The sequence below is a fragment of the Hydrogenovibrio kuenenii DSM 12350 genome, from assembly GCF_000526715.1.
GTDB lineage: Bacteria > Pseudomonadota > Gammaproteobacteria > Thiomicrospirales > Thiomicrospiraceae > Hydrogenovibrio > Hydrogenovibrio kuenenii.
The window spans coordinates 1843011-1867751 of sequence record NZ_JAGP01000001.1 but is presented as its reverse complement, the minus strand read 5'-3'; the positions used below and the strand labels follow the sequence as shown (position 1 = coordinate 1867751).

At 42.4% G+C, this 24741-nt stretch carries 23 protein-coding genes; 20 read left to right on the top strand and 3 right to left on the bottom strand.

Annotated elements, in window-relative coordinates; translation table 11 throughout:
* The first annotated feature begins 263 nt into the window (after window positions 1-263).
* The 10 genes from N745_RS12320 (at window position 264) to lnt (ending at window position 10982) form a co-directional block, all read left to right on the top strand.
* The gene (locus N745_RS12320; RefSeq protein ID WP_024851764.1) at window positions 264-1274 is read left to right on the top strand and encodes a porin; all 1011 of its coding nucleotides are present in this window, start codon (window positions 264-266) and stop codon (window positions 1272-1274) included.
* A 320-nt stretch (window positions 1275-1594) separates the two neighbouring features.
* The gene (locus N745_RS0108845) at window positions 1595-2572 is read left to right on the top strand and encodes a hypothetical protein (RefSeq protein WP_024851763.1); all 978 of its coding nucleotides are present in this window, start codon (window positions 1595-1597) and stop codon (window positions 2570-2572) included.
* A gap of 1 nt (window position 2573) precedes the next feature.
* Window positions 2574-3602: a hypothetical protein gene (locus tag N745_RS12685; RefSeq protein WP_024851762.1), complete on the top strand. Its 1029-nt coding sequence runs from the start codon at window positions 2574-2576 to the stop codon at window positions 3600-3602.
* Window positions 3602-4393 (top strand): type II secretion system protein, encoded by a 792-nt coding sequence (locus N745_RS12315; protein WP_024851761.1) that lies wholly within the window; start codon window positions 3602-3604, stop codon window positions 4391-4393. The genes N745_RS12685 and N745_RS12315 overlap by 1 nt, the downstream gene beginning before the upstream one ends.
* Before the next feature lie 147 nt (window positions 4394-4540).
* Window positions 4541-5140, top strand: a complete 600-nt coding sequence (locus N745_RS0108830) for a prepilin-type N-terminal cleavage/methylation domain-containing protein (RefSeq protein WP_024851760.1) — start codon at window positions 4541-4543, stop codon at window positions 5138-5140.
* A 209-nt stretch (window positions 5141-5349) separates the two neighbouring features.
* Entirely contained in the window at window positions 5350-6780 is a 1431-nt protein-coding gene (miaB, locus tag N745_RS0108825) for a tRNA (N6-isopentenyl adenosine(37)-C2)-methylthiotransferase MiaB (RefSeq protein WP_024851759.1), read from the top strand.
* Between the two features lie 106 nt (window positions 6781-6886).
* On the top strand, window positions 6887-7864 hold the full coding sequence (locus N745_RS0108820; RefSeq protein ID WP_024851758.1) for a PhoH family protein: 978 nt from the start codon (window positions 6887-6889) through the stop codon (window positions 7862-7864).
* Window positions 7861-8352 carry an rRNA maturation RNase YbeY gene (gene ybeY / locus N745_RS0108815; protein WP_024851757.1) on the top strand — a complete coding sequence of 164 codons (492 nt, stop codon included), beginning with the start codon at window positions 7861-7863 and terminating at the stop codon, window positions 8350-8352. Before N745_RS0108820 ends, ybeY begins: the two co-directional genes overlap by 4 nt.
* Before the next feature lie 75 nt (window positions 8353-8427).
* Complete coding sequence (locus N745_RS0108810) at window positions 8428-9297, top strand: HlyC/CorC family transporter (protein WP_024851756.1); 870 nt, start codon at window positions 8428-8430, stop codon at window positions 9295-9297.
* 134 nt (window positions 9298-9431) lie between these two features.
* Entirely contained in the window at window positions 9432-10982 is a 1551-nt protein-coding gene (lnt, locus tag N745_RS0108805; protein WP_024851755.1) for an apolipoprotein N-acyltransferase, read from the top strand.
* A 75-nt stretch (window positions 10983-11057) separates the two neighbouring features.
* On the opposite strand, the gene N745_RS0108800 is transcribed toward lnt, so the two are convergent.
* A complete protein-coding gene (locus tag N745_RS0108800) occupies window positions 11058-11429 on the bottom strand; it encodes a zinc ribbon-containing protein (RefSeq protein WP_024851754.1) in 372 nt (123 codons plus the stop codon).
* 67 nt (window positions 11430-11496) lie between these two features.
* Here N745_RS0108800 and leuS point away from each other — a divergent pair, with 67 nt between their 5' ends.
* Genes leuS through N745_RS0108780 form a run of 4 tightly spaced genes read left to right on the top strand, consistent with a single transcriptional unit; the run spans window position 11497 to window position 17013 of the window.
* On the top strand, window positions 11497-14118 hold the full coding sequence (gene leuS / locus N745_RS0108795) for a leucine--tRNA ligase (protein ID WP_024851753.1): 2622 nt from the start codon (window positions 11497-11499) through the stop codon (window positions 14116-14118).
* A 3-nt stretch (window positions 14119-14121) separates the two neighbouring features.
* Entirely contained in the window at window positions 14122-14691 is a 570-nt protein-coding gene (locus N745_RS0108790) for an LPS-assembly lipoprotein LptE (protein WP_024851752.1), read from the top strand.
* A 6-nt stretch (window positions 14692-14697) separates the two neighbouring features.
* Window positions 14698-15729 (top strand): DNA polymerase III subunit delta, encoded by a 1032-nt coding sequence (gene holA, locus N745_RS0108785; RefSeq protein ID WP_024851751.1) that lies wholly within the window; start codon window positions 14698-14700, stop codon window positions 15727-15729.
* 24 nt (window positions 15730-15753) lie between these two features.
* A complete protein-coding gene (locus N745_RS0108780; protein ID WP_024851750.1) occupies window positions 15754-17013 on the top strand; it encodes a glutamate-5-semialdehyde dehydrogenase in 1260 nt (419 codons plus the stop codon).
* 65 nt (window positions 17014-17078) lie between these two features.
* Here the strand turns inward: N745_RS0108780 and N745_RS0108775 are convergent, their stop codons facing one another.
* Window positions 17079-17711: a DNA-J related domain-containing protein gene (locus N745_RS0108775; protein WP_084657337.1), complete on the bottom strand. Its 633-nt coding sequence runs from the start codon at window positions 17709-17711 to the stop codon at window positions 17079-17081.
* Window positions 17712-17751: 40 nt separating this feature from the next.
* On the opposite strand from N745_RS0108775, the gene nadD reads away from it, so the two are divergent.
* From nadD to rlmH, 3 genes are read left to right on the top strand one after another with little or no spacing between them, the layout of a single operon-like run.
* Entirely contained in the window at window positions 17752-18381 is a 630-nt protein-coding gene (gene nadD / locus N745_RS0108770; protein WP_024851748.1) for a nicotinate-nucleotide adenylyltransferase, read from the top strand.
* A 30-nt stretch (window positions 18382-18411) separates the two neighbouring features.
* Window positions 18412-18768 carry a ribosome silencing factor gene (gene rsfS, locus N745_RS0108765; RefSeq protein ID WP_024851747.1) on the top strand — a complete coding sequence of 119 codons (357 nt, stop codon included), beginning with the start codon at window positions 18412-18414 and terminating at the stop codon, window positions 18766-18768.
* Window positions 18769-18810: 42 nt separating this feature from the next.
* Window positions 18811-19281 (top strand): 23S rRNA (pseudouridine(1915)-N(3))-methyltransferase RlmH, encoded by a 471-nt coding sequence (rlmH, locus tag N745_RS0108760; protein WP_024851746.1) that lies wholly within the window; start codon window positions 18811-18813, stop codon window positions 19279-19281.
* Between the two features lie 38 nt (window positions 19282-19319).
* Here rlmH and amt read toward each other — a convergent pair whose 3' ends face one another.
* Complete coding sequence (gene amt, locus N745_RS0108755; RefSeq protein ID WP_024851745.1) at window positions 19320-21155, bottom strand: ammonium transporter; 1836 nt, start codon at window positions 21153-21155, stop codon at window positions 19320-19322.
* Window positions 21156-21638: 483 nt separating this feature from the next.
* Here amt and rpsT point away from each other — a divergent pair, with 483 nt between their 5' ends.
* The 3 genes from rpsT (at window position 21639) to ribF (ending at window position 24711) form a co-directional block, all read left to right on the top strand.
* Window positions 21639-21902 carry a 30S ribosomal protein S20 gene (gene rpsT / locus N745_RS0108750; protein ID WP_024851744.1) on the top strand — a complete coding sequence of 88 codons (264 nt, stop codon included), beginning with the start codon at window positions 21639-21641 and terminating at the stop codon, window positions 21900-21902.
* Window positions 21903-22107: 205 nt separating this feature from the next.
* Entirely contained in the window at window positions 22108-23643 is a 1536-nt protein-coding gene (murJ, locus tag N745_RS0108745; protein ID WP_024851743.1) for a murein biosynthesis integral membrane protein MurJ, read from the top strand.
* A gap of 126 nt (window positions 23644-23769) precedes the next feature.
* Window positions 23770-24711, top strand: coding sequence for a bifunctional riboflavin kinase/FAD synthetase (gene ribF, locus N745_RS0108740; protein WP_024851742.1), 942 nt, complete (start codon window positions 23770-23772; stop codon window positions 24709-24711).
* The last annotated feature ends 30 nt before the right edge of the window (window positions 24712-24741 follow it).

Sequence of the window (24741 nt, the reverse complement as noted above, 5' to 3'; positions counted from 1 at the left end):
TAATTATGAAATGGGTTAAAAAGAAGAAAAAGTTAAATTGCCTAGGCAGTTTTATTATGAGCAGTGAAGTAAGTAGTGAAGTGAAAGTCTTATATATTAAGGTTTTATGAAATACAGACTAATGAAGTGTTGTAAAAAAACTACACTTTTAAAAATTGTTGTTTTTTTCTTAAAAAAAGTTGCATGCCCCTATAAAACTAAATATAGTTGCTTTCAAGTTCACGGCAACGTGGGCATTTAACTAACTATTAAAGGGTTTTCAAATGAAAAAGAACATTATCGCTCTAGCAGTTGCTTCTGCTATCGCTGCGCCAGTTGCTATGGCTGACGCTCCTACTGTTTTTGGTAAAATTAACCAAGCTTTCCAAGTGAGCAAAGAAGTTAAGAATGCAGGTGTAAAAGATCACGGTCTATCAGGTATGGCGATCAAGTCGTACGCTTCACGTCTAGGTTTTAAAGGTTCTGAAGATCTAGGTAACGGTCTAAAAGCTGTTTACCATATTGAGTACGGTGTGAGTATGTCTGATAGCTCTACTTCTGTTAGTAATCGTAACCAGTTTGCTGGTCTAGCAGGTTCTTTCGGTACTGTTATCATGGGTCGTCATGACACTCCATACAAAATGGCACAGGGTTATGATGCATTCAACGATAAAGAGTTCGATAACAACTGGTCTCAAATGGGTGTTTTTGGTGACTCTGGTGAAAAGCGTGCGGACAATGTTTTGGCATACGTTTCACCAAACCTAGGTGGTGTTAAGGTTATCGCTGCTTTCGTACCAAAAGAAAACTCTGGTGATACTACGAAAGATTCATCTATTACTGACATCATTTCAGCAGCAGTAACTTATGGTTCTAAGAAAAAAGGTCTATACCTATCTGGAGCAATGGACTCTTTGTCTAAAAATGCTAACGCTGCTCAAAAAGGCGGTACTGATATGCGTTTAGTTGCTCAGTATTCGGTTGCTGGTTTAACTGCTAACGCTACTTATGCAAACTTCTCTGGTGATGCTGTTAAAAACACTTACAAAGAAGGTACTGATATGAGCGTGAACGTTGCATACAAAATGGGTAAAATTACACCACGTTTGAAGTATGCAATGGCAGACCGCAAAGTTAAAACTTTGAAAGATGGTACTGGTATGGGTGTAGGTGTTGATTACTCTCTATCTAAAACTGTTAAGACTTATGCAGACTACATGTCAGTTACTAACCTAAAAGGTGTTGACAAAACTGATACTTCAGCAGTTAATGTTGGTTTAGTAGTTAAGTTCTAATTTAATGCTGTCTTAGGGCAGTTTAGTTAGAATGAAAAAAACCCGCTTCGGCGGGTTTTTTGTTTTTTGTAGTATGAAAAGTGTGAGCAAGCTTATTTCTTATATCTAGATTTGCACTATGCATGGAGTTTTGTTTTATTTAAGTGGTTTTTTGCGCAAACTCACTTATAATTCATAATACTTACTGCTTTGGAGAAAACAGTTGTTTTATGATTTTAACAACAAAATTTTGTCCGCGTTATAAACGGAAACCTTATATCCAAAACTTTCATTGCAGATTGTCACGAAATCAAGCAGGACGGCAAAACGGATTTATCCTGATGATTATGCTGGTGTTGATGCTTCTGGGCGCTGCAGCATATTTTGGTAACTATGCAAAAAATTACAGTTTTTTTCATAGACAGACAGAGTCAATTCAAACACTTTCGGAACTGAATAGTATCAAGCAACAGCTTTTAACCTATGCAGTTTTTCAGCCGGAAATCTTTCAAAGCGAATTGGTTTCCAATACAGTAACCAATATTCCTGTTGCAGATATCCCTTCACCTGGTTATTTTCCTTGTCCTGATATTGATGGCGATGGCAGTTTGACAGGTGGTGAAACCCAGTGCGGAAATCCTCGTGTTGTTGGTGATGATAGTACGGGATTCGATTACGGTTTTTTACCGGTTTCTTTCAAGACGCGAAACTTTTTTTTAAAAGACGCTTCTCCACGCCAGTTCTATTATGTGGTGGCAGATCGTTTTGTGAACTCGTCCGGCAGTTATAACAATACCTCAACACATAGGTACGCTCCTTTGAATTCAACACTTACCCCAGCGGAAGCGCCTGATTCAGGAACCCCAATAGGTTTGCCGAATAATACCCCGCCTTGGTTACAGATAAATGGTGCAGGGCAATATGTGGTGCTGATTATTGTGCCGGGTGCCCCACAAGTTTTTCCCGATGGCACTGTGCAAGATAGGACTAATGTTACCGATGCAAAAGCCCGTATCGGGGATTTTCTGGATATGCGTTTTGATACTTCTGGCGTTAAAGTAGATGACGGTAATGCCGCAGGAACCCGTTTTTTTTATACGGGCCAGCAGATGTATCCGACGGTCAATGATGTGGTCGTAGGTATTACGTTTGATGAGTGGAAGAAAGCTATGGAAGCACGTATTAAGGCTCAAAAATCGTTTTTGTGTGATTTATCCCCTACAAGCCAACACTGGTTTAACGATTACGATGCCATTGGTAACCCTTCGGGAAGTCAGTGGCGGGAACAGATCATCGATGGGCAGGTGGTATGTCCGTAAAATGGATGAAATGGCTATGATTCTGAAGGTTTTTCGGGCGAGAAAGCACGGGCTCAGCTACTCGAAAGGGTTTTCCTTGATTGAGGTGGCTTTAGCGCTTTTACTGTTGGGTGTTTTTTTTATTGGCACGATGGTTTCGCAAGGTGAATTAAGAGCTGTTGATAAACGGAAGCAGCAAGCGGCAATAATGCCCGTAATTCATCAGGCTATGGTCACGTATCTGAAGGTGAATCATCATTTGCCCTGCCCTGATACTGATGGGGATGGCAGAGAGAATCGAAAAATATCTAGTGGTGTTTCCGTTTGTCGGAAGCGTTCTGGCACTTTGCCGTATCTTGAGCTATCGACTCCTGAAAAAGATGTTTGGGGTAATGCGTATTACTATCAAGTGAATGCGAGAGCCGAAAATAAAAAGTATGTGAACGATATGTGTCAGACCGCGAGTGTTTTTGGCCAGCAAGGAGGAATGACGGTTTCAAACGACCTTGGCTATTGCCCGAGTGTTCATATTTATTATTGCAATGGTTGTGAAAGTGTTTGTCCTGTTTTGCCAGGTGGGACAGGGAGTACTGGAAATGGAAATGGAAATGGAAATGGAAATGGAAATGGAAATGGTGGAAATGGTGGAAATGGTGGAAATGGTGGAAATGGTGGAAATAATTCGGTCTGCCAAACCGGAAATCAAATAGATTTGTCTGCTATAAGTACACCGCCCTATATGCAGTTAGGGACGCCGCCCGTTGGTGTTGATAAGGCAGGTGACGTCACTAATTCTCATAAGAATTTATGGTTAAAAGATTTGTCTGGTAATGAAGTGGATAATGCTCTGGTTTATGTGACGGTGACTTTTGGGGCAGATGGTGCTATAACATGGAATAAGTGTCAAGATGCAGCATCCACAAACCAAAGAGAAAATTGTGATGGAGATGAATTGTTTAGTGAGACGCAAGGTGACAACCAGGATTTTTTGGATAGTATGACTGTCTTGCAGGCAAAGCAAGCATTGATAGATATTGGGGCCATTAAGTGATGCATTTGCAAAAATCGAAACAAGCCGGATTTAACTTGGTTGAGTTGAGTGTTGTGTTGGTGATTATCGGTTTATTGGTTGTGGGTGGTTTTCAGATGATGAAAGTTCAACGCGATAGTGCCAAATACAGTAGCTCTAAGCAAAGCCTGCAGCAAATTAAGCAGGCGTTGTTAACCTTTGCTTTGGTAAATCATTATCTCCCGTGCCCAGATACAAATCGAAATGGTAAAGAAAACCGAACAGGAGCAATGTGTGCGGCCGCAGCGGGTACTTTACCTTATATAGATTTGGGGCTGAATAAAATGAATGTTTCTGATGGTTGGGGAAATTTGATTCGTTATGCAGTCAACAGTGAAGCAGCGACAGGGGGTATTTGTGCGCAAAGTGCTTCGCCACCGGCAGGCAGGGCTGCTAATTACTTTTGTAATACGCCGACCACTCCTAAAACAGCGCTGCCTCAGTTTGACTTAAAAACTTTGCCTACGCAAGCAACGGCCAGTTCGGGGGATTACGCCGTTTGTAGTCCTAGTGCATCGAGCTGTACAGCGTCTTCTTCTATGGTGGCTGATCAGCAGTCGGTGGTGTTGGTCGCCTTTAATAAAGATGGGCGCACCACCAACTGCAATGTGTTAAGCCCGCAAGAGCGAGAGAATTGCGATACGGATAATTTATATTGGGCGGCGAATCCCAGTGAGCAGGCAGGGAGTTATTTTGATGATACGATCGAAACACTTTCTGGCTACACGATTAAAAAAGCGTTTTTAGATAACGATCCTATGGCTTTGCAGTAGGAGGGTTAATGCTTGTTTATGGATAGACTTTAAAGTTTATTTGCATCAAGTTTGCACGAAAAACTCGCTCTAATAAGCTGAAATGCGCTATGATTTACGTAAATAGGCTTAAGTTTTTAGGTTTTAAAATTATCAGGGGAGGTTGTTATGCTGACACAACAAAAAAAATCGTCACAAAAAGGGTTTACATTGGTCGAAATGGCGATAGTTTTAGTCATTATCGGTTTGTTGTTAGGTGGGGTGCTTAAGGGGCAGGAATTGATTGCCAATGCCAGAATGAAGGCCTCGATTAGCCAGATACAACAATTGACAGCGGCTGTTTACACTTATCAAGATAAGACAGAGTATTTGCCGGGCGATGACCCGAATGCAACAGTTAAAGATTCGGGCACGGGGTTAGGAGATGGTGCGATTTCAGCGGATGAATCGAAATATGTTTTTAAAAACCTACAGGATCAAAACCTTATTTCAGGTAGTTTTACTCCAACGACGGCAGGGGCTGAGTATGCCAAAAATAAATTCGGCGGAAATGTTGAAATCTTAAGTAACGGTGCCGCTTTAGGGGCAACGGCTGTAACGATTTGTTTGACTGGGTTGAGCGGTGCAGAAGCGACGCAAATCGATACGAAAATGGATGACGGGATTGCTACAACGGGTTCCGTTCAAGTTGCTGATGCAACAACCATCACAACGCAAGGAACATCTTACTCAACGACGGCAGCTAATACGGTTTGCGTTAAGATGTAATTGTTTAAATTTTTACGTGGAAGCCCGGCTTTGTCCGGGCTTTTTTGTTGGTTATGGATAAAAAAGTAAATTCCCGACTTGTAAACTAGGTTAAATATTGACCCAGCCTGGCAGATTTTGCTAGAATACGCGCCCTAAAAACAGATAGTTTTCAATAACTTCTGTTAACGTTGCTTAACGTTTAGCCCCCATTTTTTCAAGGTAGCATTATGTCAAACACTACACACGCGTCTCCGTTTAGCGGCGGCCTATTCATCAAAACTTACGGTTGTCAGATGAATGAGTATGATTCTGATCGTATGGCCAAGCTGCTGGCAAAAACCTATGGTTTGGAAATGGTAGAGACGCCTGAAGCCTCGGATATGTTGATTTTGAATACTTGTTCTGTGCGCGAAAAAGCACAGGAAAAAGTGTTTGATGAATTGGGGCGTTGGAAAAAATGGAAAGCCGAAAAGCCGAATCGCATTATTGCAGTAGGTGGTTGTGTGGCTTCACAGGAAGGCGATGAAATTCGTAAACGCTCTCCTTTGGTTGATGTGATTTTTGGACCACAAACATTGCACCGTTTACCGGCGATGATTGATGAAGCCTTGTCTTTGCGTGAAGAAGCCGCAAAGGATAGGAAGTTTAAAAAACGTGCTGTGATTGATATTTCCTTCCCTGAAATTGAGAAGTTCGATAATCTGGCCGCGCCAGAATCGAACGGTGTATCGGCCTTTGTCTCTGTAATGGAAGGCTGTTCTAAATATTGTACGTTCTGTGTGGTGCCTTATACGCGTGGTGAAGAATTTAGCCGACCATTTGCTGATGTAATGGCAGAAATTGAAACCCTTGCTGAGCAGGGTGTGAGAGAAGTTAATTTGCTTGGCCAAAACGTCAACGCTTACCGTGGTGAGATGCCGGATGGCGAGATTGCCGATTTAGCGGTATTAATTCATGCGGTAAGAGCCGTGGAGGGGATTGATCGTATTCGTTACACCACATCTCATCCAAATGAGATGACGCAGAGTTTGATTGATTGTTATGCAGAAGTGCCAGAACTTGTCTCTCATTTGCATTTACCGATTCAATCAGGCTCGGATCGCGTATTGGCAATAATGAAGCGTAACCATATGGCGATTGAGTATAAATCAACGATTCGCAAAATTCTCAAGCTACGCCCTAACTTAAGCTTGTCTGGTGATTTTATTATTGGCTTCCCTGGTGAAACTTGTGATGACTTTAAAGAAACATTGGCTTTGGTTAAAGAAATGAATTATGACCGATCATTTAGCTTTATCTATAGCCCAAGACCAGGTACGCCAGCGTCAAGCTTGCCGGATGATGTTGAGATGCATACCAAAAAGCGCCGCTTGCAAGCTTTACAAGACATGTTGAATGAACAAACAGCAGCCATTAGTGCCTCTATGGTTGGCAGTGTACAGCGAGTATTGGTTGAGAGCTTGTCTCGTAATGCTACGACAGAGGTTTCTGGTCGTACTGAAAATAACCGTGTTGTAAATTTTGAAGGTTCACCTGAGTTGATTGGCCAGTTTGTGGATGTTGAGATTATTGAAGCCTATGTCAACTCTTTAAAAGGTAAGCTTGTCGCAACGCCAGAAGCGGAAAAGTTTACTCAGCGCCAGTACTATGCGGTCTGATTTTGACGCTAAGATGCCGGTCATGAAATCGTCATTGTAATTCGTTGAGCAATTCATTAAGATTTAGTCATCTATTACTATCTTACTACCAAGGCAGTCGAATTCATTGACAACCCTCCATACCATTCAATTTCAGCTTTCTCCCGAACAAAATGACGCTTTGGTAAACCTGTGTGGTTGGCAAAGCGAGCACTTAGCTCAGATTGAGTTACGCTTGGGCGTAGAAATTAATCATCTAGGTTTTAAGTTCAGTGTGACGGGGTTGCCAGATCGCTTGGTCAAAACAGAAAGCTTTTTGCGAGACCTCTATGCTCAAGCGTTAAAAGAACCGCTTGAACCTGAAAAAGTCCATATCGCATTACAGTCTGTCGGATATGATGATGTTAAAGTGATGGATGACTCCCAAGTTTTAATCAAAACACGTAAAAAAGTAATTAAAACGCGCAACCCGAATCAAGCAAACTATATTCGATCCATTCAAGATTATGATGTTAATTTTGGTATTGGGCCTGCGGGAACAGGAAAAACCTATTTGGCAGTGGCTGCTGCCGTTGAAGCTTTAGAGAAAGAAGAAGTGCGTCGTATTATTCTGACGCGCCCAGCGGTAGAAGCGGGAGAAAAACTCGGGTTTTTACCCGGTGATTTAAGTCAAAAAGTGGATCCTTATTTACGCCCATTATTTGATGCTTTGTTTGAAATGCTCGGCTTTGAGCAGGTTGAACGCATGATAGAACGCCATATTATTGAAATCGCACCGCTGGCATTTATGCGTGGTCGTACTTTGAATGAAGCCTTTATTATTTTGGATGAAGCGCAAAATACCAGTACTGAACAAATGAAAATGTTTCTGACGCGAATTGGTTTTGGCTCTAAGGCTGTTATTACCGGAGACATTACTCAGTGTGATCTACCAAAAAATCAGAAGTCGGGTTTACGACATGTGATAGAAGTGTTGGAAGGCGTGCCTGAAATTGGTTTCACTTTTTACATGTCGAAAGATGTTGTACGCCACAACCTTGTACAAAAAATTGTTCAGGCCTATGATGTGTTTGATCGAAGACAATCAGGAGTGAATGAGAAATGATTCATATTGATTATCAAATGGAACTTCTGTCAAGCGAATCTGTTGAGTTGCCAACAATTGAGCAATGTGAAAAATGGGTCTCTGCTTCCTTGATGCAGGATTGGGCATCTGGCGAAGTTGAAATGGTGATTCGTATTGTCGAAGAGGCTGAAAGCCAAACGCTTAACCGAAATTATCGTGGTAAGGATTATCCGACCAATGTTTTATCGTTTCCATTTGAAAACCCTCCAGGGCTGCTTGAACTAGTACACGAAGAGCTACCATATTTAGGTGATTTGGTTATTTGCGCGCCAGTTGTTGCGCGCGAAGCTGCTGAGCAGCATAAGCCGATTTTAGCGCATTGGGCACATATGATTGTGCACGGCTGCTTGCATTTACAAGGTTATGACCATATGGATGATGCGGAAGCAGAAGAGATGGAAGCTTTAGAAATAGAAATCTTAACGGGATTAGGTTTTGATTCCCCTTATGAACCTATTAAAGAGTAAGTATTGAGTTGCCTGAAAATGGCATCTTCGTAGACTAAGATTATATTTTGTAGTTGAAAGGAGTACATAACGTACATGAGTAGTGACAGTAGTAGCGGCTCTTCGTGGCTTGAAAAACTGGCAAAGATTTTCACAACGGAACCGGAGAGTCGGGAAGATTTAGAAACTCTTTTAGAAGATGCTCAGGCTCAGGATTTAATTGAACATGATGCCTTGGTGATGATAAAAGGGGTGTTAAATGTGTTCGATACCCGTGTGCGGGATGTCATGGTGCCTAAGGTTCAGCTCAGTTATGTTGATGAAGCGGATCCGGTAGATGTGATTCTGGAAAAGATTTTAGAATCTGCGCATTCTCGATATCCTGTTTTCTCTGCCGACACAGATGAAGTTGTGGGCATGTTGTTGGCAAAAGATGTCTTGCAAGCTGTAACTAAGCATGACTTGACGAATTTATCTCAACTGAGAGAGCTTTATCGTGCGCCTGTCATGGTGTCCGAAAGTAAACGCTTGAATGTGCTTTTGAAAGAGTTCAAAAAAAGCCGAAACCATATGGCATTGGTCGTTGATGAGTATGGTGAGTTAGCTGGACTTGTGACTATCGAAGACGTTTTGGAAGAAATCGTTGGTGACATTGAAGATGAGCATGACGAGAGTGAAGATAATATTCAAAAACATGTTTCCGGCGGTTTTTTAGTTGAAGCAATTACCTCACTTGAAGATTTTAATGATTTCTTCAAGACGGAACTTACCGATGAGCAGTTGGAAACCATTGGTGGATTGATTTCAAAAGAGCTTGGACGCATTCCGTTGGAAGATGAGATGTTTGAATTTTCAGGGTTGATGTTTAAAGTATCAAAATCTGATGGCAGACGTGTTGATAACTTTATCGTCACACAACCACTGGAAACGGGTGGCGATTCTGGTGAATCTTTAGCTTCTGATTAAGTTTGGTTGGTTGTAAGTTTTGAGTTTGTTTAAGTAATAAAAGTATAAAGGAGCAGTCAATTGCTCCTTTTGTTTATGAGAGTCAAGCGGTTAGTTGACTGACGTTTTTACGCTAATTTTATAAAGAAAAATTGATGAAATTTTTTAAAACCCTCGCAAAACCTTTTTCTATTTTTTATCCGGATCGATCAGCTCTTTACGCTTTAGTATTAGGTGTAGCAAGTGTGCTGGCATTTGCGCCTTTTAATGTTTCGCCAGCTATCTTAGCAACGCTTGTGGGGCTTTTCTTGTTATGGCAAAAGTCGGAAACCACTTTTGATGCGATGCGTATAGGGCTTTGGTTTGGCCTTGGGTTGTTTGGTGTTGGCACCAGTTGGCTTTTCTCCAGCATGTATTTTTATTCTGGTATGTCTCTGATCACTTCTGTATTGGCAACGATGGTTTTTGTCGTTTTCTTGTCTTTGTATTTAATGATTGCCGGTTTGTTGGTTTCTAAGCTAAAGCAGTCTAACCCCAAGTACGCGTGGGTAGATTTGGCGATTATGATGCCGACGGTCTGGGTATTAATGGAATGGGTTCGCGGCTCTTGGTTTACGGGGTTCCCGTTTTTATTAGCAGGTAATACACACATAGGAACTTGGTTGGATGGCTACGCGCCTGTGTTTGGTGTGTTGGGCGTAAGCTTTGCAATTGCTATCTCTGCAGGCCTGTTTTTACTGATGCTTAAATCCCGCATGTGGTTGCAAGTCAGTGCGGCTTTTGCTTTTGTGTGGTTAGTCGGTGCAGGTTTAAAGCAGGTGCAGTGGGTAAAACCCGTGGACAAGCCTGTTAAGGTTGCTTTGTTACAAGGTAATATTTCGCAAGATAAGAAATGGCTTGAATCAGAGTTTATACCTTCGCTAAAAGTGTATGTAAAGCAGACCAAAGACAGTATGGATGCTGATGTGATTGTTTGGCCAGAGACAGCTATTCCTGCCTATTACGATCTGGTTGAAGTGGGTGCGCTTAATTCATTTATTGAAGATGCCAAGTTGTTGCAAAAAGACATTTTATTGGGTGTGATTGCTCGCAATAAAGATCATTCGAAATATTACAATGCATTGGTTAATGCAGGTAATCCAAAAGAGCGTTACTACAAAAAACACTTGGTGCCTTTTAGTGAATACTTTCCGTTTTCTAACTTTTTTAAAGCATTGAGCTTACTGTTCAATATTCCATTCTCTGAGTTTAGTGAAGGCGATGTGGTTAATAAGCCGATGAAGCTTGGCGGGCAAATGGCGGGTGTAACGGTTTGCTATGAAATCGCTTTTGGTGATGAAATGGCGAAGACGGTCGCCAATACCCGTTATTTGATTACGGTCAGTAATGACGCTTGGTTTGCTCACTCGTTTGAACCGGCTCAGCAGGTACAGGATGTACAAATGCGTGCGTTGGAGTTAGGGCGTGAAATTGCTCGTAGCACCAATACAGGGTACACCATTATCGTTGGAACGGACGGTCAGATTAAAGCGCAAATACCGCCTTATAAAGCCGGTGTGCTTAAAGGCGATGTACAACCTTATGAAGGGGAAACTTTCTTTGCGAAATGGAAGCTGTTGCCAATACAGATTTTGATGGCACTTGGTTTGTTGGTTGTGTTGGCAATACGTTTTTATAAAAAAGGAATGCCTAAAGAAGAAGGGTAGGCATAGGCATAAGCCCCCAGCCTGGTAGATTTTATTATTGTCGATTAAAAATCTACCAGGCTGGGGTTGGTGGAATTAAGCTTCGTCCGGGTGCATAGCCGCATTCATGCGGAGTCTAAGTAGCATTAAGTCCGTTGGGTCTGACAGGCTAAGAGCCTTTTCTTCTAGATAGTTTTCTAAAATCGGTAACTCCATTTCGATAAAGCTTTCAACGCCTTGTTGATATTCAGAAAGGTGCTCAGACAGTTGTTCTAAGTCGGCTTTCAAATCTTTACGAACTTGTTCAACCTCTTCATCTGTCAGCTCTTCAAGAACAGATTCTTGTTCTTCAATATTTTCGACGGCTTTGCCAAGTAACTCCCAAGTCTTGAAGTCTGCCTTGATAAGTTCTTCTTTTGATTTTTCAAGAAGGTATCTATAGGCTTGAAGCATTTTATTGTCGGCCATTTTTGTCTCCATCTGTTATAATTTTGGTCTTATTTTTAACGCATCTTATCATAAAAGAACCAAGTCAATGACCGAAGAAACTTATAACGATTATCAACCTCAAAACATTGAACCGGAGATTCAAAAACGTTGGGACGACCAGCAGGTATTTGTTGCTAAAGAAGACGACAGTAAAGAGAAGTTTTATTGTTTGTCGATGTTCCCTTATCCAAGTGGGAAATTGCACATGGGGCATGTGCGCAACTATACCATTGGGGATGTGATTGCTCGTTATCAGCGCATGCAAGGCAAGAACGTACTACAACCAATGGGGTGGGATGCGTTCGGTTTGCCTGCGGAAAACGCAGCGATGCAGAACAATGTCGCACCTGCAAAGTGGACATACGAAAACATCGACTATATGCGCAACCAGTTAAAGGCATTGGGTTTGGGTTATGACTGGACACGTGAAGTGGCGACTTGTCATCCTGAGTATTATCGTTGGGAACAATGGTTGTTTACCCGTTTGATGTCAAAAGGCTTGGTTTACCGCAAAATGTCGGTGGTGAATTGGGATCCGATCGATCAAACAGTTTTGGCAAATGAGCAAGTTATTGATGGCAAAGGCTGGCGTTCCGGTGCGCCAGTTGAGCGCAAAGAAATCGCACAATGGTTCTTAAGAATTACGGATTATGCCGATGAGCTACTGAAAGATTTAGATCAGTTAGAAGGTTGGCCTGAGCAAGTTAAAACCATGCAGAAAAACTGGATCGGTAAGTCTACTGGTTTGGAAATCCAATTCCCAATGGACTCTGGTCTAGAAGATGGTACTGAGAATTTGAAGGTTTATACCACACGTCCAGATACGTTGATGGGGGTGACTTATGTTGCGGTTGCTGCAGATCATCCTTGGTCACGTAAGGCGGCGGTTAACAATGAACCTTTGGAACGCTTTATTGAAGAATGTTCTCACGTTTCTACTGCGGAAGCGGATATCGAAACCATGGAGAAAAAAGGGGTCGATACCGGTATTCGCGTGAAGCATCCGATTACCGGTGAAACCGTGCCTGTGTGGGCAGCGAACTTTGTATTGATGGGTTATGGAACGGGTGCGGTGATGTCTGTGCCTGCGCATGATCAGCGTGATTACGAGTTTGCGAAAAAATATGAGTTACCGATTAAAGCGGTTATTCGTCCAAAAGATGCGGATGATGTTGATGTATCTGAAGCCGCCTATACCGAAAAAGGCGTGTTGTTTAATTCTGCGCAGTTTGACGGTCTGAACTCAAAACAAGCCTTGAATGAAATGGCGAAAGTCTTGAGTGAACTTGAGTTGGGTGAAAAACAAACCAACTACCGCTTGCGTGACTGGGGGATTTCTCGTCAACGTTATTGGGGCTGTCCAATTCCTGTTATTTATTGTCCTGCGTGCGGTGCGTTACCTGTGCCAGAGAAAGACTTGCCTGTTCGTTTGCCAGAAGATGTCGTACCGGATGGCGCAGGTTCACCATTGGCGAAGTTAGACAGCTTTAAAAATTGTTCATGTCCACAGTGTGGTGGCCCAGCTAAGCGTGAAACCGATACTTTTGATACTTTCTTTGAATCGTCTTGGTATCACGCACGCTATGCCTCAAGACATTCAGATAATGCGATGTTGGACAAGACTGCTGCGGATCACTGGCTGCCGGTTGATCAGTACATTGGCGGGATAGAGCACGCGATTTTGCATTTATTGTATGCGCGTTTCTTCCATAAGTTGATGCGTGATGAAGGCTTGCTGTCTTCTGACGAGCCATTTAAGAATTTGTTGACGCAAGGCATGGTGTTAGCTGGCAGTTGGTATCAGCAAGATGCGTCAGGTAAGCAAACTTGGTATTCGCCATTGGATGTTGAGCCGGTTGCTGATGAAAAAGGCGGGATTGTTTCCGGCAAGCTAAAAGCAACAGGTGAAGAAGTGAATTACGGCGGCGTTATCAAGATGTCAAAGTCGAAGAATAACGGTATTGACCCGCAGACTCTGATTGATCAGTACGGTGCGGATACGCTAAGACTTTACATTATGTTTGCTTCACCACCAGAACAAACACTTGAGTGGTCGGACTCTGCGGTTGAGGGTTCTTATCGATTCCTAAACCGCGTTTGGCGCCAAGTAGTTGCGCATGTTGAAGCTGGCAGTGTTGCTGCTTGTGGTTCGCAAGATGGTTTGAATAAAGTACAAAAGGCGTTGCGTTTGAAGTTGCACGAAACTTTGCAGAAAGTGTCTGACGACATAGGTCGCAGAATGCATTTCAACACTGCGATTGCCGCAACCATGGAGCTGATGAACGACTTGTCTCGCTTTAAAGTAGAGAGTGATGAAGACAAAGCGGTGATGCAAGAAGCGTTAGAAGTGTTGGTATTGATGTTGTCACCTATGACACCACATATCTCGCAACAGCTTTGGGAAATGCTAGGACATAATGAGATGGTATTGAATGAGTCTTGGCCATCCGTTGATGAAAGCGCATTGGTCAAAGACGAAATTGAGATCATGGTTCAGGTCAATGGTAAGCTTCGCGGTAAGATTGAAGTGGCGGCAGATGCCGATAAGGATTCGATTATCGTGGCGGCAAAACAAAACGAACAGGCCGCAAAATTCATTGACGGCAAGGAAATCGTTAAAGAGATTGTGGTGCCTGGGCGTTTAGTCAATATTGTTGTAAAAGGTTAAAAGATGAACAAAGTCGCATTCAAAATCTACCAGGCTGGGGGTGTTCGATCACTAGGGCTTGGTCTGCTTTTTACGGTGACTTTGTTTTTGTCAGCTTGTGGATTTCACCTGAAAGGCATGGGTGAAGCCGCAACAGCAACCTATCACTCAATAAAAATAGTACAAAACTCTGGTGTCAGAAATGATTTGGCACAGGTGTTGACTCAGCAGTTTCAGTCTATGGGGGTAAAGGTCGTTGGTAACTTAGCCAATGCAGAATTGGTTTTGAATCTACAGGCCACTCAGTTGAAAACCTCTATAACTGCACGCGATGCTTATGGTAACGTGTCAGGTGAATTGCTGAAAATGGTTCAGCCATTTAATGCACAAGTTGTTGCGACGGAAAAAGAAGTGATAACTGCTCAGGCGGTTGCTTTTCGTGACCGTAGTGTAAATGCTGCTCAAGCACAGGCGTCTAATCGAGAGTTACAATCGATTAAACGACAGATGGTAACGGAAGTTGCGCTGCAAGTCATTGATCGATTAAATCGGGCTTATGCAAAATTACAGCCTTTGCAACCAAAGGTGAAGTAACGAAATATGATTACGGCACCAGCGTTTATTAGGCAGGTACAACAATCTGGTTTTCAGATGGTACCGTTGGTGCTGATTTATGGTGAAGAACCGCTGTATGTTCGCTTGGCATTAGACGCTTTGCGTGAAGGCTTGAAAGCTCAAGGTTTTATGCAGCGTGATCGTTATGATGTAGAGACGCAATTTAATTGGCAGGATTTGCAAATGGATACTCAGGCAATGAGTTTGTTTGCAGATAAGCGTGTTATCGAACTGGATATGCCTAAAGGCACGCCGGGAAAAGACGGTGGTGAGTTCATTCGTGACTGGTTGAATCAGCAGCAGTCGTTGATGGTGTCTGGTGCTGAACTAGAAACGGTTGTTGTGATTACCTGCGAGAAGTTGGATAGCCGCCAAACCAAATCAAAATGGTATCAGGCGATAGAAGCTCAGGGCTTAGTTGTACAGTCCAAGCCCATAGAAGGGAATGCACTGATTCAATGGTGTCAGAAGCGTGCTGGTGAAATTGGATTACAGTTGGATAATGAAGCTGCGGCTGAGTTGGCGCAACGCGTGGAAGGGAATTTGCTGGCAGCGGATCAAGAGCTGGAAAAGCTAGGATTGTTATTTCCACAAGGCAGTTTGTTAACGGTAGAGCAAATTGCGCAATCCGTTGCAGATCAAGCGCACTATCAGTTATTTGCCTTGAGCACGGCAATGTTGTTGGGCAAAACACAATATGCGTTGCAAATTTTGCATCGTTTAAGGCAAGAAGGTTTGGAAGCACCGATCGTTTTGTGGCTGTTGTCCAAAGAGTTACGGCAGCTGATTGCGATCAGCCAAAAGCAGCAAACGACCAACTTGGCACAAGTGTTTAAGCAGTTGAGAATTTGGTCATCAAAACAAAATGAATTTAATGCAGCCTTAAGACGCCATGACTTGAATTATTGGCAATCGTTGCTTGGTTTGGCAATGCAAATTGATTTTCAAATCAAAGGGCTGAATCAAGGTGATGAGTGGGTTGGCTTGTCTGAATTGGTATTTAAAATTTCACAGTAAAGTGTGTAGAAGAAGAGAAATTAAATGAGCAATGATATTCAACAAATGATGCAAAGTCTTGGGCAAAAAGCACGCAAGGCATCTCGTGAATTGGTTGTCGCGACAACTGAGCAGAAAAATCATGCATTATTGAGCATTGCAGAAGCATTGGTTGCGCAAGCAGACACTTTGAAAGCTGAGAATCAAAAAGATTTGGAGGCAGGCAAAGCGAAAGGGCTGGATGAAGCAATGTTAGATCGTTTGGCGATGACGGATAAAACCATTGCGACGATGGCTGAAGGGTTGCGTCAGATTGCGGGTTTGAAAGATCCAATCGGTGAAATTGAAGATATGAATTATCTGCCTTCTGGGATTCAGGTTGGCAAAATGCGCGTGCCTTTAGGTGTGGTAGGAATTATTTATGAGTCACGCCCCAATGTCACTATTGATGCAGCCGCTTTGTGTTTGAAATCTGGTAACGCTACGGTTTTACGAGGTGGTTCTGAAGCTTACTTTTCTAATCATGCATTGGCCGCTTGTATTCAACAGGCGCTGAAAACAGCGGGTTTACCTGAGGCCGCTGTACAAGTGGTGGAAACCACGGATCGTGAAGCAGTGGGTGAGATGATCGCCATGCCTGAGTATATCGATGTCATTATTCCTCGCGGTGGTAAAAGCTTGATCGAGCGTATCAGCCAAGGCGCACGCGTACCTGTGATTAAGCATTTGGATGGTATTTGTCATGTCTATATCGACGATGATGCGGATGCCGACAAGGCGGTGAAAGTTGCTTTGAATGCCAAAACGCATCGTTATGGCGTGTGTAATGCGATGGAAACATTATTGATTGCAGAAAGCCGCGCACAGGAAATTTTGCCTGTTCTAGCCAGAGCCTATCAAGAAAAAGGGGTAGAGTTGCGCGGTTGCGAAAAAACCCGTGCGATTGTTGATATGAAAGCGGCGACCGATGAAGATTGGGCAACTGAGTATCTAGCGCCAATCTTGTCCATCAAGGTGGTTGCGGATGTTAATGGTGCTATGGAACATATCGCTCAGTACAGTTCGGGCCATACGGAATCGATTATTACCGAAAGTATCACTACTTCTCGTCGCTTCTTGGCGCAGGTAGATTCCAGTTCAGTGATGATAAATGCTTCAACGCGTTTTGCTGATGGATTCGAGTATGGTCTGGGGGCGGAAATCGGTATCAGTACCGATAAATTCCATGCGCGAGGACCTGTCGGTCTGGAAGGGCTGACATCTCAAAAATATATCGTGCTAGGTGATGGGCATATCCGTCAATAGCGCTTAATTCTGCTTTTACCCAGCCTGGTAGATTTTGATTAAAATCTACCAGGCTGGGGTCATGTCTAAACTTCCATTTTTAAACGATCACGTGCTTCACATAGTTTTCTAAAAGTGTCAGCATCACCGCCTTTGTCTGGATGATGAACCTGCGAAAGTTTACGGAATTGTCGATTGATTTGTTCAGCACTCAAATGACCATTAATTTGTAGAATGGTTATGGATTCTTCTTTGCTGATGTTTATTGTGTGTTGAGCAGGTCGTTCACCAAAGCTATTCCAAAAGCTGTCTAACAATTCGATAACTTCCTGTTCTTGGGTTTCGAGAAAGGTTGAATAGTCTAGGTAGTAGGCTTTGACTTCAGCTGGCGTTTCGCCAAAATCTGCCAGGCTGGCTATATCTGTTGTACTTGTTTGCTTTGTTGAGAGTAAGCGGATTTCCAAGCTATGAATCGCCAAAATCCCTTTTTGTTCCTGTTGCCACTTATCTTGCAGTCGATAAAGCAGGTGGAAGAGTAGAAAGTGTGAGCGAAATAGCTCTAAGGGTTCTAGAGAGGGAGTGAACTGTTCGAAGCCAAATTCAACCAAGGTTTTGAGTAGATCGTATTCTTTATAGCGCTTGCCATCTGAAAGTAGCTGCCAAAGCGTTGTTTCTAAGGCATCTGGAATATCGGGAATAGCGTTATGCATCTGAGTCATAATTGTTATAATAACAATAAAGTTATTGAGAGACAGTTATTTGCAGCTTAAACGTTTAATTGGCATTAACGGTGGTACTTTTGATCCGATTCATTTCGGTCATTTACGCCCGGCTTTAGAAGTTCTCAATGCGCTTCACTTGGATGAGATGCGTTTTGTTCCTGCCTATCAACCCGTTCATCGAGATACGCCTCAAGTTTCCGCCGAACAACGGTGCGAAATGATTGAATTGGCGATAAAAAATCAACCTAAATTCAAATTAGATAGAATCGAAATTGAAATGGGGGGACCGTCTTATATGGTTCAGACTCTTGAAAAACTGAAACAACAAGAGTCAGATGCCATGCTAGTGCTGATGATGGGAACAGATGCCTTTGCTAAGTTTGATACTTGGCGAGATTGGCAGAGAATTTTGAAACTGGCTAATCTTGTGGTTACGCATCGACCTGGTGAACCTGTACCTTCAGAAGGTGAAATAGGCAGAATATTTCATCATAGATGGGTGCCGAATTTAACACAGGAAGCTGGGCAGATTGTGGATTTGCCTATCACTCAATTAGATCTAAGTGCCACCGCACTTCGCTCTTATTTGACGCACGGTGATCCTGTGGATTATCTGATGCCTGAAAGTGTTGCGCGCTATATTAAAGAACACAAACTTTATCGATAAACTCAAAATTAAGAGGAACCATACGAAAAGATGGAAATTAAAGCCGTTGAAAATCTAATCGTTAAAACTTTAGAAGACAGTAAAGCCAGAGATATACAGGTTCTGGATGTAACTGAATTATGTACTTTTACCGACCTTATGGTAGTGGCTACGGGAACCTCTACAGCGCATGTACGTTCTACTGGTCAAGCTGTTGCACAGGCGTTTAAAGATGCTGGTGAGCCGCCGATGGGTGTTGAAGCAGGGCCAGAGCCTGATTGGGTATTGGTGGATATTGGTAACGCGGTGGTGCATGTTATGACTGAATCAGCACGTGCTCATTACCAGTTGGAAAAACTTTGGCAAGCGCCTTCAGCTCAAGAAGCACCAGCTTCTGTTAAAGCTTAATAAAGTGTCTCCGAACAAGTTTGTCGTTAAGTAACGATTAGTATGATTATTCATTTTATTGTCGTTGGGCAAAAAATGCCCAAGTGGGTTCAAGAAGGTTATCAAGAATACGTTAAACGTCTTCCAAAATCCTGTTCTTTGAAACTGGTGGAATTACCTATGGCTGTACGTGGTAAAACGGGTAATGTCGATGGTTATAAGGAAGAAGAAGCTAAGCGAATTCTTGCTGCAGTACCCAAAAATGCTCAATTGGTGGTTTTGGATGAGCATGGCGAGCAGCCAACAACTTTGAAGTTGTCACAGAAACTTGATGATTGGTTGTGTTCAGGTCAGGATGTTGCGTTGATTGTAGGTGGTCCTGATGGTTTGCATGCTGACTTGGTTGCTGCCGCAAGATGGAAGTGGAGCCTGTCGAAATTGACGCTGCCTCATCCTTTGGTCAGGGTTGTGGTGGCTGAGCAAATTTACCGAGCTTGGTCTGTATTGCAAAACCATCCATACCACCGAGAGTAGAGCAAATACGCTTTCTTTTCGTAGGGTAAGCTTTTTTCTTACGCGACCACCCATTGTCCTTTACCTCGTCTCTTAGCCTCATACATGGCGTTGTCGGCATCTTTTAATATGCTATCAACACTTGTTTTCAACTTATCATCAAAAATTTTTAAGCCTACTGAAGCGCTTATGTAGCCAATTTCTCCATTGGTTAACTCGATGGGTTGTTTTAAGTTTTCAATCACTTTTTCAGTGACTTGCGCAGCAAAGCTATCATTTTGGATGTTTTCTAGTAGTACAACGAATTCATCGCCACCAAATCGGGCAGCCAAATCGGTTTTTCTAATTGTTTTAAGAATACGGTCGGCAGAAGCTTTAATAACAATATCTCCTGCATCATGTCCAAATTGGTCATTAATGTTTTTGAAGCCGTCCAGATCAATGAAAAGCACAGCATGAGTTTGTGGTTGGCGTTCAAGTTTTTGAACAGCTTTGCTGAGGCTATCGGATAAGACATTTCTTTTGGCAAGACCTGTTAGTAGGTCGTAATGTGCCATCTTGTATGTTTCTTCTAGCAAAGCTTCTTTATCAGCGCTTAATTGATTGAATGCTTGCGTAACATGGTTGTAGTAAGTGGCAATTAGATATGCATCCGATTGAGGTTCTACAAGGATTTTTTTAGAAAAATCTTGCCCTTTAGCTTGAATGTTCATAGCAGTAGCTAAGTCATACATAGAGGTTGATGCTTGGTGTTCGCTGATATTTAATCCCAGTATTTCATCGGTTTCGGATACGCGTAATTTATAGAAGTGGTTAAAGGTTTTTAGCGAAATGTAGGTAATGCCGAAGGATAGTATGCCAATAGTGACAATTCCTGTGACTTGATCTTTTAATTGTTCAAGAAAATGTTCAGGTGGCACAAGAAACGCAACGGCAAGTGTTCCTGTTATACCTGCAAATAAATGTACGGGAACCGCTTCAATAGCATCGTCTATTCGAAACTTAACCAGTACATATTTGCCGATCATATAGGCGATTGTTCCTGCAAAACCAATCGCCATTGATGATGAAATGGTTGCTAAATGAGCGGATGCGGTAATGGATACAAGGCCTGCCAAGACACCATTCATGATATCGTTTACTTGATAGTATTTCGTTAAAATTCGGCTGATAAGAAGTCCTGCAAGTCCTCCTGTTGATCCAGCGATTAGCGTGTTTGTAATCACAGATCCTGTTTCTTTGTTAAGTGCTAAGACGCTGCCTCCGTTAAAACCTATCCAGCCTAGCCAGATAAGAAACACCCCCAATGCGCTGAAAGCCAAATTGGATTGATCAAAGTTATGTACGCCATTTTCAAAACGGCCGATACGAGGACCAATAATTAAGATTGCTGCTAGAGCAGCCCAGCCTCCGACTGAATGCACAACGGTGGAGCCCGCAAAATCTATAAAACCAAATTGTGCTAGCCAACCGTCAGAGTTCCATGCCCAATGCGCTTGGAGAGGGTAGATAAATAAAGAGACTATTAGCGCGATAAAAAGGTAAGAAGCATATTTGGTTCTTTCTGCAATGGCGCCTGAGATAATGGTGACGGCGGTTGAAGCAAACATGGCATGGAATAACATTAGAGTTGTGTTTGGTAGGCTGTTTTCATAAAAGAAAATCGGGCTCCAGCCAAACCAGCCGTCATGGCTGGTACCAAGCATAATGCTAGCGCCGGTTATGGTGAACACTGTAAAAGCAATTAAGAAGTCGCTGAAGTTCTTGATGGCGGTTGAAATGGAATTTTTTGCTCGGGTGGCACCTGCTTCAAGCGCTGTAAAACCAGGTTGCATGATTGCGACCAAAACGGCACTAAATAAAACCCATAGTATATCGACAGGTTGTTCGCTCATAGGTCGGTACCTACCCGTTAATAGTTTATAATTGCACGTGCTTAAATACAGCTTACGTTTACATTAAGCAAGCAAAATAAGAACCATAATTATTATTTATAGTTTTATTAAGATATTGTGATGATTTATTGATGGTGACTTATTCTATTAGCGTTATTTATGTTTGTTTTTGGTATTGATTGATCGATTTCGGTGCGTTATATGACAAGCTTATAGCGTATTTCTGTAGAAGAATATAGTGATCTAAGCAGACAAAGTCTGATGTTTTTTTGAGATTTGCTTGCATGACCGCTATTTGCATTATAAATAGTGCTTTGATTGAAAATAAGTTTGACAGTTTGGGGTCAGATGTGGATAATTTCGCAATCCTTTCAAACATTTATAGTGCTTTCGGAAAGATTTAGCCCTTTCGGAATGAGTACTAGTCGATGCGTATCGGCTTTAAATAATTGAAATAACAGAATTTTTGGAGACAAAACTAAAATGGCAAACTCAGTACAAGCTAGAAAAAGAGCACGTCAAGCCGAAGCGCATCGCCAGCATAATGCAGGTATGCGTGCTGCAATGCGTACAACTGTAAAAAAAGTTCTTCATGCTATTGAAGCTGGTGACAAAGAAGCAGCTACTGCTGCTTTCCGTGTTGCTCAATCAAGTCTAGATGGTATGGCTCGTAAGGGCATTATTGAGAAAAACAAAGCGTCACGTAGCAAGAGCCGTTTGAACGCTCGTGTTAAAGCAATGGCGTAATTTGCTTTAATTGGCAAGTTGAAAAGAAACCGGGTATATCCCGGTTTTTTTATGTCTGAAAAATACCTTTCAAGTCATTTGATATCTATTTAGAGGGTTTAAGGTTGTAAGTTACGCAACTATTGATATGATTCTGTAAAGTGTTGTATATGGCAATAAGTGTATCCCTTCCCAATGTATGGGGTTTTCGCTAAAAAGGATCGAAGTGAAAAGATTGATTAAAGCTACGGCTACAGTCGGAAGTATGACCATGATCTCTCGTGTACTCGGTTTTGTCCGTGATATGGTGATAGCACGTTATTTTGGTGCGTCAACTGGTGCGGATGCTTTTTTTGTCGCCTTTAAAATACCTAATTTTTTCCGTCGTTTGTTTGCGGAAGGCGCTTTTTCACAAGCTTTTGTTCCTGTCTTGGCTGAAGCAAAAGAGAAAAAAGGCATAGAAGCAGTTCGGCACCTGGTTAATGCAATCAGTTTTAGACTTGGGAGCATTTTGCTGGTTGTAACTGCATTCGGCGTGTTTGGTTCAAGTTTGTGGATGATGGTGTTTGCGCCTGGGTTTATCGATTACCCCGAAAAGTTCAAGCTTGCATCAGATATGTTATCGATTACCTTTCCCTATTTGTTATTGATTTCTTTCGTAGCTTTGTCCTCGGCAATTTTGAATACCTATAACCAGTTTGCAGTGCCTGCATTCACCCCTGTATTTTTGAATCTGGTGCTGATTACCTTTGCCGTATGGATTTCACCTTTGCTGTCGGTTCCAATCATGGCTTTGGCCTGGGGGGTGTTGGTTGCGGGGGTTGTGCAATTATTGTTTCATGTGCCTTTTTTGATGAAACTGGGATTGCTGCCGAAGCCTCGGCGCTATGATGACCCAGGTGTGCATGAAGTAAAACGCTTGATTCTACCAGCTTTGTTTGGTGTTTCTGTCGCTCAAATTAATCTATTAATTGATACCGTATTGGCATCTTTTTTGGTCACGGGATCGGTCTCTTGGTTGTATTACTCAGATCGTTTAATGGAATTTCCATTGGGTGTGTTTGGTGTAGCTTTGGCAACGGTTGTTTTGCCAGGATTGTCAAAAAAAGCCGCGAATAAAGATTGGGAAGGATTTAGGCAAGATTTGGATAGCGCTTTAAGACTCGTATTTATTCTGGGTATACCTGCGACACTGGGATTGGTGATTTTAGCCAAGCCTTTGTTGGTTAGTTTATTTAATTACGGTGCATTCAGTGATCATGATGTGTTGATGGCAGGGAAAAGTTTAATTGCCTATGGTTTTGGATTACTTGGCTTTATTTTGGTGAAGATTCTAGCACCTGCGTTTTATGCTAGGAAGGAAATGAAAATACCAGTCAAAATCGCAGTGATTGCTTTGGTAGTGAACACCGTTTTAAACTTAATTTTAATTGGTCCTTTTGCGCACGTAGGATTGGCTGCAGCAACCTCTATCGCCGCTTTTGTTAATGCAGGACTATTGTATTGGAATTTGAAGAAGTCTGGTGTGCTGGTTCATGAAGCTGGTTGGCCCAAGCTTTGGGGGCAAATTTTATTGGCAAATGGTCTTTTGATTCTGTTTTTACAAGAAATGATGCCAGCGGATTCAGTTTGGCTGGCTTTTGATGCATGGCATAGGATTGGTTGGTTGTTCATGCTTGTCGGTGGCGCGGTGATTATCTATTTTGCGGCTTTAATGATGTTGGGTGTTCGTCCTTCTCAATGGAAAAGAGGCGCTGCTTAATTCTTTGGTATTAAACATGAAATTCCTTAAATTTTAGCAGCCTATAAGTAAAGATAATCGGCTATAATTTCACGCTTAGGCTTGAGAGTTATCAACAGGAAAAACAAAGGTAAAAACACCGTAGCTATGCAATTAATTCGCGGTTTGCATAATTTAAATCGAATGTGTGATGCGTTTGAGAAAGGGTGTGTGCTGACAATCGGAAATTTTGATGGTGTTCATCTTGGACATCAGAGGATTTTGGGTCAGGTTGCAACTGACGCTAAGACGGCAGGCTTACCCAGTGTGGTGATGTTGTTTGAACCTCTGCCGATTGAGTTTTTCGCTCCAGAACGTGCCCCCGTTAGATTGATGAATCTTCGAGAAAAACTTGATGCATTTGGACAAACCGATGTGGATTATGTGTTGGTTTGCCGTTTTGATGAGCGTTTTGCACAGATGTGTGCAAATACATTTGTTGAAGACTTGTTGGTCGCCAAGCTAAATGTGAAACAACTGGTTGTTGGTGATGATTTTCGTTTTGCCAAAAACCGTGAAGGCTCTTTTCAAACCCTGGTTGAAAAAGGGAAAGAGCATGGCTTTGTTGTTGATGACATGCCGACGCTTTTGTTTCAAGGCGATAGAGTCAGTAGTACACGGATTCGCCAAGCCTTGAGTGCGCATGATTTAGATTTGGTGCAGGCATTGTTGAACAAGCCTTTTTACTTTAAGGGTCGAGTCATACATGGACAACGCTTGGGTCGTCAGCTTGGCTTTCGTACCCTGAACCTGAACCCAAAGCGATTACAAATGCCTGTTGAAGGGGTTTATACTGTTTATGTTTCCGGCCTCGCGGAAAATGACTGGCCAGGCATCGCTAATATTGGTGTTCGTCCGACAGTTGATGGATTACGACCTTCTATTGAAGTGCACTTATTCAACTGGACGAAAGATGTTTACGGCAGCCATGTCGGCGTGAAACTACATCAGTTTATTCGCTCAGAGATGAAGTTTGACTCACTGGATACGCTCAAGGCTCAGATAGAACAAGATGTGCAACAAGCCAAAAATATATTGCACATCGACTAGAAATACAATTAAACAAAATTTTTTTAAACT